Raw genomic sequence first — 12144 nt, 5'->3', positions numbered from 1 at the left:
AACTCAATATTTATGCCAAAAAATTCAATTTTTTTACTGTTATACCCGTTATAATGATGGTATTTTTTATCATTTTGGATACTTTGATGACCACCATGACAACGCCGTTTTCTTTTGAGTTTTTCCCCACCAAGACCGATGACGGTCAAACCAAATTATTGGCAACCTTTGATGAATTAAATGCTTTAAAACCTCAATATTTTAGCGTCACGTATGGCGCAGGTGGGTCAACCCGTGAGCGTACCTTAGGTATTGTTAAGGCGCTGAGTGAAAAAAGTGACACGCCCATCACCCCGCATTTATCCTGTATTGGCGATGATAAAGCCAAAATTGGCGAGTTATTGGATTATTATAAATCGTTAGGCATTAATCGCTTGGTGGCGCTACGCGGTGATTTGCCATCGGGTATGGTGGGTCTTGGCGAGCTGCCGTTTGCTGTCGATTTGGTTAAATACATACGCGAGCATAGCGGGGATTATTTTCGTATCAAAGTCGCTGCATATCCAGAAATGCATCCGCAAGCCAAAAGCTTTGACGCCGATATCCAAAACTTACTGAATAAATACCACGCAGGGGCGACTGAAGCGATTACCCAGTTTTTCTACAACGCTGACAGCTATCTATATCTGCGTGATGCTCTTGGCAAAAAAGGGGTGACACAAGATGAGTTCCCGATCATCGCAGGCATTATGCCCATCACCAATGCGTCAAATTTGATTCGATTTGCCGATAGCTGTGGGGCAGATATTCCACGTTTTATCCGCAAACAGCTTGCCGACTATGGCGATGACAAAAAAGCCATTCGTCAATTTGGGTTTGAAGTGGTGGTCAATCTCTGTGAGCGTTTGATTGCCGAAGGCGTGCCGTCAATGCATTTTTACAGCATGAACCAAGTCAGCCCAAATAAACAACTGATTGAAGCGCTTGGATTGGTTTAAGTGCGGATAGAACTTACGCCCTATCTGACAGTAAACAAAAAATGAGCATGTCGATGTTAAACTGTCTGTTCAACATCGTAAAATTGGGGCATCGCAAAATAACGCTTATCTTAAACAGCTTATCTGAAACAGTTTATCTTGAGCAGTTACTGTTCGATAAAATTTTATAGTGCGATTGCCCTGATGGTCGGATACTTACCTAATTATGCTTACTTAGTTAAATATCGTCATGCGTTAGGTTTGCGCCAATATTTTAACTTTGAAGTGTGACCAATCCCCACATTAAAGGTGTTGGTAGGATCTAGCTTTCGATAAAAATTGGCTAATGCTGGCTTAGCAACATATAAATGACCCACATTGTGTTCTGCGGGATATTCTGCTCTACGCTCATCTAGCAGCTGCCACATCTGATGCTCAATATCCAGTGGATTAGTGCCTTTTTTGACAATGTAATCTTGATGAAATACATGACAAAAAAAGTGCCCATAATATAATTTATGTAACATATGTTGTTCTAGATCTGCGGGGATTTTTTCTACCCATTCTCTATCGTTACGTCGTAACGCAATATCCAATGCCACAATATCCTCAACCTCTGCTCGGTGGGTATCACGATATCGTATCGCCGCGCCGGCAACGGCAAAACGGTGTAAGAAAGCTTTGCGACCTTCTTCCTCCGTACAGGCAAAATACGAGCCAGTAAAATGAACGGCAAAATACTCATTTAAAAACTGCTGTGTCTGTTCTGCGCTTTGCTCATCTACTCGTAGAATCAAATGATGCTCAAAACGCTGATGAAACGCTAGCATGCGCTGCGGTAAATGACTGGGTAAGAAAAAGGTAATAGCTTGTAAAATTTGATCAGTTAAACCCCGTATTTTTATTTTCTCCAACCACCCATCAATGCGATCTTTGAGGGCTAATGCTCTAGGTATATTCACCGTGCCAAAACGTTCAATAAACAAGAAAGTATCTTTGCCATACTTTGCACCAATACTAAAAGCATCCCGATGAATATATTCTCCAGCAATCGGCAAGCTGGGTAACGATGTCAGCAAATAACGACGTATGGCTGTTAAGTCATCATGGTCATTTGAGCCGATATAAAAAACCTTACTCTCAACTTTTTCAAAGGTATCGAGTCGCACCGCAAACACACAGACTTTACCCGCTGACCCCGATGCTTCATATAACCGTGTCGGATCGGCATTAAATCTAGCAGGACTGTCTGCATCGACTTGCTTAACGTCATGCGCGTAACGATTGTCTGATGCCAGCTGAGTAGTTTGCGTGGTTATCTGACCCATTTCATAGTCTTGTTTTTGCAGTCTGGTGAGTATTTCTTCGGCGGTGTTGCCTAAATCAATACCTAGATGATTAATCAATTCTAACTCACCCGATTCATTGACACGCGCATACAACGCCATTTCAGTATAAGCAGGTCCACGACGTACCAGCGCGCCGCCTGAGTTGTTGCACACCCCACCTAAAACTGAAGCGCCAATACATGATGACCCAATTACAGAATGCGGTTCACGATTATAGGGTTTCAAAGTACGCTCAAGATTATCCAAAGTTGCGCCTGGTAAACACACCACTTGTTTGCCATCTAAAATCACTTGGATACCTTGTAGACGCCGAGTACTCATAATGATGACTGGACGATCATAGTCATCACCATAAGGTGTAGAGCCGCCTGTCAATCCTGTATTGGCAGCTTGCATAATTACCACACAATCTGCCTCAATAATGGTTTGTAGTGCCTGCCATTGTTCAAGTAAAGTACCTGGACATACCACAGCCAACACTTTTCCCTCACCAAAACGCATGCCTTGTCGGTAATGACGGGTATCTTGTTCATCGATGAGTACATGAGACTTCCCTACGATCTTCGTTAACTTATCGAGTGTCGGCTTATACTGTTTTAACATGATAAATATCCTTATTGATTAAATGGGTCATGAGGTTTTATTGACGATTGTATTGTATTGACTTGTTAATAGGTGAATCGTTTTGGTTTTATCAAAGATAGGATTGTGTTCGATAGTAGGGCTGCGCATGGCGTTAAGATGGTCAAGTGTGCGTCTACCATCGGTGGCTCGCTTGTAGATGCGGTTATCGTTGATTTGTGCTATTAGATTTTTTATTAGGAGATTTTTTGCTACATGAGGCTTGGCATAATGGCTAAGCGGGTAGCTTTCTTGGGTTACCCGTAAGCATTGGCAGTGGTCTAAGCGAGTGATGAGTTTTTGTTTCATCCCTGTATGCTACTATATTTTAATCAATTTACGCAAAAATTTATGCGCTTTGTATCAGCACTCAATGTAAAAGGAGACTATTAAAGTCCCCTTTTTTACTGCTGTGAGTCTGTTTTAGTTTGATGTTAGATTGTTACAATGTTACATGGCAGCTGCGAAGATTGCTACGACCTGTTCATGATTTGCCTTGCGTGGGTTGGTAAGCATACAAGCATCGTTTTGGGCATTGGTTGCCATGATGGCAAGGTCTTCTTGTTTAACACCAAGTTCAGTTAGTCCTGTAGGAATACCTACCGATTGGGATAGCTCACGAATTGCATTGATGCCTGCTTTACCTGCTTCTGATCGAGTCATGTCTTTGATGTCAATGCCCATAAATTCTGCAATATCTGCATAACGCTCCGGTGTTGAGATCAGGTTAAATTCACAGACGTGCGGTAACAAAATCGCATTACAGACACCGTGTGGCAGATTGTAGAACCCACCTAACTGGTGCGCCATTGCATGTACATAACCTAGCGAGGCATTATTAAACGCCATGCCTGCTAAGTATTGAGCATAGCTCATAGCCTCACGCGCTTCAATGTTCTCGCCATTTGCTACTGCTTGACGCAGCCATTGTTGAATCATTCGAATGGCTTTTTCAGCACAAGCATCTGTAATCGGATTTGCAGCAGTCGATACATACGCCTCTACCGCATGGGTTAGCGCATCCATACCTGTTGCCGCAGTTAAAGATGCGGGTTTGGCAGTCATCAGTCGAGGGTCATCAATAGCAATGAGTGGGGTACAACGCCAATCTACAATCGCCATTTTGACGTGGGTATCGGTATTGGTGATAATACAAAAACGTGTCATCTCTGATGCTGTGCCTGCCGTGGTATTGATAGCAATCAATGGTGTCATTGGCACTTTACTTTTATCAATACCTTCATAGTCACGGATATGACCACCGCCTGCCGTTACTAGACCAATCCCTTTTGCACAGTCATGTGACGAACCACCACCCAATGAGATGATAAAATCACAGCCGTTATCCTGATACGCTGTGACGCCATCGTGGACATTTTTGTCAGTTGGATTTGGCTCTGCGCCTGCAAATACGTAGCTATCAATACCTTGTTCGCTTAAATGTTTAATGATAATGTCTGGAACACCTGCTTTGTTCAGCCCTTGGTCAGTTACAATAAGCGCTTTTTTAGCGCCTAGGTCTTTGGCTTTAGAGCCAACTTCTTTGACACAGCCAGGTCCAAATAATGATACGCAGGGAATAAAAAAGCCACTGGTTTGATCGGAGATTTGCTTATAAGCCATGATTAAATTCCTTTTAATCTTTTATGGTTAGGGTATATAGTAATTTTATTCGTACGCCTAGTTTTTTGTCATCATTACAACTAGATAAGATGTACTAATATATTTTTATAAAATATATTCTTATAAAATCACTATGACTTGATTTTAGTTCAGTCATCCAATGCGCTCTACCTACTATTAACCTACCTTAGTCAAAAAGTTATTTTAGTTGATGGCTTTTGAAAAAATACAGCCTTCTACTGGCGCCATGTCCCTCATGGCTTGTGCTGTCAACCATACAGCAAAATACTGGGTAGCTTTCATCACCCACTCTGACCGCAAAAACTTGAAACTTTGCTGACTTCAACACCAAGCTTTTTTGTATCTATCTACACAATAAATCACATTACTACCACAAACTGGTATTACCAAATTACAAAAAACCTAAAAAATATCGCTGTTTTTTTAAAATTTAATTGAATTAAAGCATAATTTTCTTTATTATTTGACCAATTATTGACACTCAGACTATTTTGGTAATACCAATTATTTCATGGAGGAAATGATGCAACATTGGCAACAGATTTACGATCCCATGGGCAATATTTGGCTTTCAAGTGCCATTGCCCTCATCCCGATTATCTTCTTTTTTCTAGCCTTGGCGGTATTTCGTTTAAAAGGTAGTGTCGCAGGCACTATTACCGTTGTTTTGGCGCTGCTTGTTGCGCTATTTTTATATCAAATGCCGGTGACGTTAGCGCTATCATCCGCGATTTATGGATTCTTCTATGGGCTTTGGCCTATCGCCTGGATTATTATCGGGGCAGTATTTTTATACAAAGTGACGGTAAAAACAGGGCAATTTGATATTATCCGCTCCAGTATTTTATCGCTGACCCAAGACCAACGGTTACAAATGTTACTGGTCGGGTTTGCCTTTGGTACTTTTTTGGAGGGCGCAGCAGGTTTTGGTGCACCCGTAGCTATCACGGCAGCGTTATTGGTCGGATTAGGGTTTAAGCCTTTGTATGCCGCTGGACTTTGCCTCATCGTCAATACCGCCCCAGTTGCCTTTGGTGCGATGGGGATTCCTATCATCGTAGCAGGACAAGTCTCTGGGGTAGAAACCCATGCCATCAGCCAAATGGTCGGACGCCAGTTGCCTTTTATTGTGCCCATTGTGTTAGTGTGGATTATGGCGATTATGGACGGATGGCGAGGGGTTCGTGAAACCTTCCCAGCGATTGTGGTCGGTGGTGGGTCATTTGCCATTGCGCAGTTTTTGACTTCAAACTATATTGGACCTGAGTTGCCTGATATTACCGCTGCTATTGCCTCGTTAATTAGTTTGACGTTGCTATTTAAAGTGTGGCAGCCCAAGCATGTGTTCCGTTTTGAAAATCAAGTCGATGGCAAAAATCAGATGGGTGATGACACAAGCGTATCAGCACCGTTGCCAACCACCCATTACTCACCCGCTCAAATCATCAAAGCTTGGATGCCGTTTGCCATTTTGACTGCGATGGTGTCGTTGTGGAGCATTAAGCCGTTTAAAGATTTGTTTGTTAAAGGCAAAGATGGTCACCCTGATGGCGCATTAGTCGATATGGTGATGAGTATCAATGTGCCGTATTTGCACAATGCAGTACAAAAACTACCCCCAGTCGTCACCAAGATTACCGACTATGCGGCCATTTATAAATTTGATTGGTTCTCGGCAACAGGTACTGCCATCGTGCTCGCGGCGATTATCTCTATCGTGATGCTAAAAATGCGTCCTAAAGAAGCGTTATCGACGTTTGGCGAGACCGTCAAAGAACTACGCACCCCGATTTACTCTATTGGTATGGTGTTGGCGTTTGCGTTTATCGCCAATTATTCGGGGTTGTCTGCTACATTAGCATTAGCATTGGCACACACGGGCAAAGCTTTTACCTTCTTTTCACCATTTTTGGGTTGGTTAGGGGTGTTTTTGACAGGCTCAGACACTTCAGCCAATGCGTTGTTTGCCGCCCTTCAAGCCACCACTGCTCAGCAAATTGGTGTGCCTGAGGTGTTGTTAGTGGCAGCCAATACCTCGGGTGGTGTGACTGGTAAAATGATTTCTCCGCAATCCATTGCCATTGCCTGTGCCGCCACAGGTTTGGTCGGTAAAGAGTCAGATTTGTTCAGATTTACCGTCAAACATAGTATTATTTTTACCATTATGATGGGCGTGCTCATCACGCTACAAGCTTATGTCGTGCCTTGGATGATTCCACACGGGTAATGATGGGTAAGGTATGAAGGTTGCAACGCAGGTTATTGAACAATTAATTTCGCTAATAGACCGTGAAGGGTTAAAAAATGGCGATAGATTACCTGCCGAGCGCCATTTGTGTGAGCGACTAGGGGTATCTCGTACCGCACTGCGTGAAGCGATACAGCAGATGAATAGTGTCGGTATTACCGAAAGTCGCATTGGGTCGGGAACGTTTGTCAAAGATGTGCAAAAAATTAAACAGAACCAACCCCTTGTGGCGCTGTCTGATAGTTTGATACTACGAACCTTAACCCCGTTATTAGATGCCGATCCCCTGTATCGACTTGATGTGCAAGAAGCAAGAATTGTACTAGAAGGCGGCACAGCTTGGTACGCTGCCCAAAGAGCCAGCAAACAAGACATTGAAAAAATCCGCTTTCACTATGAGCAGTTAGCAAACAGTCAGGCGCATGGCGATACCGAACAAGCCGCTATTGCCGATGCCAATTTTCATTTAGCGATTGCTGAAGCTTCCCAAAATGCGGTATTGTTGCAGATGATGAAAAATGTTTTTCACCTACTGCGACATAACGTGGTATTAGCTCGGCGAAAAATTTACACCGAGCATTATGGCTTTGAAACTTTACATACGCAGCACATGGCAATGATGAATGCGATTATCGCGCGTGATAGTGAATTAGCTCGCAAAGCCGTGGGTGAGCATATTGAGTTTGTGATAAAACAGGTTGCCAAGATTGATGAGGCAACGGCTCGCCGACAGCGAGTTTCCCGATTGGCCACTGATGTTTTTTAATACTAATGCTTTTTAATACTGATGCTTTTTAATACTGATGCCTGTTAATTCAGGCGCATTTGATAAACGTATTTTAGTGTAAACATTTTTGAATGCACGTGGCTATTTCTACCATTAATAACATAGTTAAGATAGGGATATTATGATTATTTCTTCTGCCAATGATTACCGAGAAGCGGCTCGCCGCCGTTTACCCCCTTTTTTATTCCACTACATTGATGGTGGCGCGTATGCAGAATACACCCTAAAACGTAATGTTGAAGACTTATCGAGTATTGCCTTACGTCAGCGGGTATTAAAAGACATGACGCAGCTTGATTTATCCACTGAGATTTTTGGTGAGCAGCTGTCTTTGCCTGTGGCACTCTCGCCAGTGGGTTTGACAGGTATGTATGCTCGCCGTGGTGAAGTCCAAGCAGCCATGGCTGCTGACAAAAAAGGCATTCCATTTACCATGTCAACGGTATCCGTCTGCCCTATCGAAGAAGTTACTCCAAAAATCAATCGCCCTATGTGGTTTCAGCTGTATGTGTTACGTGACCGTAAATTTATGCAAAATGTGCTGGAGCGTGCCAAAGCGGCAGGCTGCTCAACGCTGGTGTTTACCGTCGATATGCCTGTACCTGGGGCGAGATACCGTGATGCGCACTCCGGTATGAGTGGACCCAATGCCGCCATGCGTCGCTATCTACAAGCGTGCACCCATCCGCACTGGGCAATGAACGTGGGATTGCTGGGTAGACCCCATGATTTGGGTAATGTTTCTAAATATCTTGGTAAAGCGATTGGCTTAGAAGATTATATCGGTTGGCTCGGTAATAACTTTGATCCTTCGATTTCTTGGAAAGACTTAGAATGGATTCGTGACTTTTGGGATGGCGCTATGGTCATCAAAGGTATTCTTGACCCACAAGACGCCAAAGATGCGGTACGTTTTGGCGCTGATGGTATCGTGGTTTCCAATCATGGTGGACGTCAGCTTGATGGCGTGATGTCAACCGCCACTGCCCTACCCAAAATTGCTGATGCTGTTAAAGGTGATATCAAAATCTTAGTGGATTCGGGTATCCGTAATGGCTTAGACGTGGTGAGAATGCTGGCATTGGGGGCAGATTTATGTATGTTAGGACGTGCATTTATCTATGCGTTAGCCGCCGATGGTGAAGCTGGGGTGACCAATTTACTCAACTTGATAGACAAAGAAATGCGCGTGGCAATGACATTGACCAGTGCAAACCGAATTCAAGATATCAATCGAGACTGTTTAGTAGATTTTAGTACTTTGACTTGATAGACTGACAGTAAATAGCCAACCTTAGCATCTTTATGGGATTTTTTTATTCTGGTAAATCCTAAGATTTTATGATTTAGCTAAGTTCACCGCGCCACTAAGTGCATTAAATTTATCAACTTCATGGCGCAATAACCGCTTATGATGAATGGTTGATTGAGCGATGGTAAATGAATTTAATATTGATATTTTTTATTTTCGATAAAAAAACCGCTCTATGAGAGCGGTTTTTGTTGTTTATGACCTATCAAATTCTAGAAGAAGCCCATCGGTTTTTCAGAATAGCTGACCAGTAAATTTTTGGTATTTTGGTAATGCTCTAACATCATTTTGTGGTTTTCACGCCCGATGCCTGATTTCTTGTAACCACCAAATGCGGCATGGGCTGGATAAATGTGGTAACAGTTTGTCCATACTCGCCCAGCTTCAATGCCACGCCCCGCACGGTAAGCAGTATTACCACTACGTGCCCACACGCCAGCACCCAGCCCAAACATAGTATCATTGGCAATACGCATGGCATCATCAAAGTCCTTGAAAGTCGTCACAGACAATACTGGGCCAAAAATCTCTTCTTGGAAGATTTTCATTTGGTTATTGCCTTTAAAAATCGTCGGCTCGATATAATAGCCTTCACCTACCTCATGTCTGGCATTTCCACCGGTTAAAAGCTCGGCGCCTTCTTGTTTGCCTGTAGCAATACAGCCTAAGATTTTGTCTTGTTGTTCCTGAGAGGCTTGCGCACCAATCATCGTTTCCGTATCCAATGGATGACCCGTTTTAATACGTTTTACCCGTTCCACGGCTTTCGCCAAAAAGGCATCGGCGATACTTTCATGCACTAAGGCTCTCGAAGGACAGGTACATATTTCACCTTGATTGAGCGCAAACATAGTAAAACCTTCAAGCGCTTTTTCTAGGTAATCATCTTCTTTATCCATGACATCGGCAAAGAAAATATTGGGTGATTTACCGCCTAATTCTAAAGTAACTGGAATAATATTCTCTGTCGCATACTTCATAATAAGCTGACCGACAGGGGTTGAGCCAGTAAAGGCAATTTTTGAGATGCGTGGGCTTCTAGCTAAATGACTACCCACCTCTTCGCCATACCCATTCACGATATTTAAAATACCTGCTGGTAGCAAATCTTGAATCAATTCAACAAGCACCAATAAGCTCACAGGCGTCTGCTCGGCGGGTTTTAAGACGATGCAGTTACCCGCGGCTAGTGCAGGCGCTATTTTCCAGGTAGCCATTAAAATTGGGAAGTTCCAAGGAATGATTTGTCCAACCACACCTAGAGGTTCATGAAAGTGATAAGCGACGGTGTCATCATCAATGGGTGAAACACCGCCTTCTTGCGCGCGGATTGCACCGGCAAAGTAGCGAAAATGGTCAATGGCAAGTGGTATATCCGCAGCTAAAGTTTCACGGATGGGTTTACCGTTTTCCCATGTTTCAGCTACTGCCAATAACTCAATATTTTGCTCAAGGCGATCTGCGATTTTTAATAATAGATTAGAACGCTCTGTGGGTGAAGCCGCATTCCACTTAGTTTTAGCGGTATGGGCGGCATCAAGTGCAAGTTCAATGTCTTCTGGACTTGATTTGGCGACTTTTGCGAAGGGCTTGCCGTTGACGGGTGAGATGTTATCAAAGTACTCACCTTTAACCGGCGCAACCCATTGGCCGCCAATAAAGTTGTCATACTTTTCTTTAAAATTGATTTTAGCACCGTCAGTATTAGGGTCAGCATAACGCATAATGACATTTCCTTTTGTCAGTTGGTAGATAAACTGCTTCGTGCAGTTGGGGTTTACAAATTCATATTATTACAGAAACGGTAGGTAAAAGGTAGGTGTTTAATTATCCTTTACAATAAGGGATGTACATTATACTATTGAAGATAGCTTATTTTAAAAACCAAGGATTGGTTAGTGCATTAGGATATTTTAAAATATGAATAAAAATAGACTGTTAGAGCAAAGGCATCGGATTGATAAGAGGCGTTTTAACATTACCTTTACCGATAATAATGCAGACCTTATCCAACAAAGTATTGTTCAGTCATGGCATCGCTCAGACAGTGCTAACATTCCAACTGAGCGCCAACAAGCACCCATTAACGCCACCAAAAGCGATCAATCGTATTATCTAAAAAAAGCCTTAGGCTACTGTCAAAATCAATTACAACACATTACTTTGCAATCCTCCATGGTGATGGCTGTGGCTGATATCGGTAGTACGATTATCTGGACGACTGCCAGCAAGTCTATGCAAAAAGCAGCCGAAGCGGTTAACTTCATCGAAGGCGGATGCTGGGGGGAAAGCCAAGTTGGCACAAATGCGCTCGCTTTATCGCTAAAAACGCAGCAATCAACTTGTGTTTTTTCCAATGAACACTATATGCCTTCGGTTCATGAATGGGTCTGTTATGCCACGCCTATTATTGAACCGCATACCAAGCAGGTCATTGGCGTACTGGATTTATCGACCACTTGGCAGAATCACAATAATTTTGGTATATTTGCTGCTGAACGCTGTGCTAGTATTTTACAATCCGCTTTGAATGAGTGCCAAAGACACTATCTGTATATTCAAGGATTTAATGAACCCAGTGTTATATTCAATGGCAAAACCTTGCGGCTGACCCCTCGGCAAGCCGAGATATTGACAGTGTTAGCACTTTGTCCCCAAGGCATGAGCTTAGATGCCTTACACCAAGCGATCTACGGTGAGCGTAAAGTGTCACAAGGTACGCTAAAGACTGAAATGTCGCAGTTACGGGATACACTTACTGGTTTGTTAGGTTCTCGCCCGTACCGGCTGTTAATGCCTATCGATGGTGATTTTTTACGGGTCGAACAATCATTAAATGCAGGTTATTTAGAAGCCGCCATCAAATTATATGCCGGCATATTTTTTAGCAAAACTGAAAGCCCTTTTTTATGCACTTGGCGCACCTGTTTAGAAGCTCGCTTGAGCCAAGCCATTTATCATTCAGATCAGGTTGACTTATTACTCATGCATTTGTCAAATTGCCCCGATGCTAGCGATGCGATAGAAAGGTTGATTGAATTAATGCCAGATAACCTCTCGATTCACCAACATTTAGAGGTATTATCAAATCGGTAACCACCAATTTTGCTTAACCATTAATTTTCCCCTAATCATAAATTTTTCGTTGAAAAAGCCGTTGCCAGGCTTTTTCGATAGGGGTGATACCCCTACCACATCGTTAGTTTTGTGTGTTCTTCACTTCCCGCCCTTGCTACCCTGTCTAGCCGCTGTCCGTGCAAGCATTT

9 protein-coding genes are annotated in these 12144 nt (G+C 43.0%); 5 read left to right on the top strand and 4 right to left on the bottom strand.

Features of this window, described 5'->3' with window-relative positions:
* Positions 1–95: 95 nt before the first annotated feature.
* A complete protein-coding gene (gene metF / locus RT064_RS00395) occupies positions 96–938 on the top strand; it encodes a methylenetetrahydrofolate reductase [NAD(P)H] (RefSeq protein WP_313060600.1) in 843 nt (280 codons plus the stop codon).
* 227 nt (positions 939–1165) lie between these two features.
* Here the strand turns inward: metF and dld are convergent, their stop codons facing one another.
* From dld to mdh, 3 genes are all read right to left on the bottom strand, one after another.
* Entirely contained in the window at positions 1166–2869 is a 1704-nt protein-coding gene (dld, locus tag RT064_RS00390; protein ID WP_313060097.1) for a D-lactate dehydrogenase, read from the bottom strand.
* A gap of 27 nt (positions 2870–2896) precedes the next feature.
* Positions 2897–3196 carry a hypothetical protein gene (locus RT064_RS00385; RefSeq protein WP_313060096.1) on the bottom strand — a complete coding sequence of 100 codons (300 nt, stop codon included), beginning with the start codon at positions 3194–3196 and terminating at the stop codon, positions 2897–2899.
* 141 nt (positions 3197–3337) lie between these two features.
* Positions 3338–4510 (bottom strand): iron-dependent methanol dehydrogenase, encoded by a 1173-nt coding sequence (gene mdh, locus RT064_RS00380; protein WP_313060094.1) that lies wholly within the window; start codon positions 4508–4510, stop codon positions 3338–3340.
* 541 nt (positions 4511–5051) lie between these two features.
* Between mdh and lldP the strand changes: the two genes are divergently transcribed.
* The 3 genes from lldP to lldD all read left to right on the top strand — a co-directional run bounded on the left by lldP (position 5052) and on the right by lldD (position 8836).
* Complete coding sequence (gene lldP, locus RT064_RS00375; RefSeq protein ID WP_313060092.1) at positions 5052–6758, top strand: L-lactate permease; 1707 nt, start codon at positions 5052–5054, stop codon at positions 6756–6758.
* A 13-nt stretch (positions 6759–6771) separates the two neighbouring features.
* Complete coding sequence (locus RT064_RS00370; RefSeq protein WP_219331073.1) at positions 6772–7545, top strand: FCD domain-containing protein; 774 nt, start codon at positions 6772–6774, stop codon at positions 7543–7545.
* A gap of 142 nt (positions 7546–7687) precedes the next feature.
* Positions 7688–8836: an FMN-dependent L-lactate dehydrogenase LldD gene (gene lldD / locus RT064_RS00365; RefSeq protein WP_138019086.1), complete on the top strand. Its 1149-nt coding sequence runs from the start codon at positions 7688–7690 to the stop codon at positions 8834–8836.
* Positions 8837–9090: 254 nt separating this feature from the next.
* Here lldD and exaC read toward each other — a convergent pair whose 3' ends face one another.
* Entirely contained in the window at positions 9091–10602 is a 1512-nt protein-coding gene (gene exaC, locus RT064_RS00360) for an acetaldehyde dehydrogenase ExaC (RefSeq protein WP_096488733.1), read from the bottom strand.
* Positions 10603–10798: 196 nt separating this feature from the next.
* Here exaC and RT064_RS00355 point away from each other — a divergent pair, with 196 nt between their 5' ends.
* On the top strand, positions 10799–11974 hold the full coding sequence (locus RT064_RS00355; RefSeq protein WP_313060085.1) for a sigma-54-dependent transcriptional regulator family protein: 1176 nt from the start codon (positions 10799–10801) through the stop codon (positions 11972–11974).
* Positions 11975–12144: the final 170 nt, after the last annotated feature.

Origin of the sequence: Moraxella sp. CTOTU49097, from assembly GCF_032064105.1 — a bacterium.
GTDB classification, from domain to species: domain Bacteria; phylum Pseudomonadota; class Gammaproteobacteria; order Pseudomonadales; family Moraxellaceae; genus Faucicola; species Faucicola osloensis_B.
The sequence above is the reverse complement of the archived record's forward strand: the minus strand, read 5'-3'. Positions and strand labels throughout refer to the sequence as shown.

Coding starts and splice junctions, on each gene's coding strand:
- lldD (WP_138019086.1), top strand. CDS start 7,688: ATGATTATTTCTTCTGCCAATGATTACCGAGAAGCGGCTCGCCGCCGT.
- exaC (WP_096488733.1), bottom strand. CDS start 10,602: ATGCGTTATGCTGACCCTAATACTGACGGTGCTAAAATCAATTTTAAA.
- metF (WP_313060600.1), top strand. CDS start 96: ATGACAACGCCGTTTTCTTTTGAGTTTTTCCCCACCAAGACCGATGAC.
- dld (WP_313060097.1), bottom strand. CDS start 2,869: ATGTTAAAACAGTATAAGCCGACACTCGATAAGTTAACGAAGATCGTA.
- lldP (WP_313060092.1), top strand. CDS start 5,052: ATGATGCAACATTGGCAACAGATTTACGATCCCATGGGCAATATTTGG.
- RT064_RS00385 (WP_313060096.1), bottom strand. CDS start 3,196: ATGAAACAAAAACTCATCACTCGCTTAGACCACTGCCAATGCTTACGG.
- mdh (WP_313060094.1), bottom strand. CDS start 4,510: ATGGCTTATAAGCAAATCTCCGATCAAACCAGTGGCTTTTTTATTCCC.
- RT064_RS00370 (WP_219331073.1), top strand. CDS start 6,772: ATGAAGGTTGCAACGCAGGTTATTGAACAATTAATTTCGCTAATAGAC.
- RT064_RS00355 (WP_313060085.1), top strand. CDS start 10,799: ATGAATAAAAATAGACTGTTAGAGCAAAGGCATCGGATTGATAAGAGG.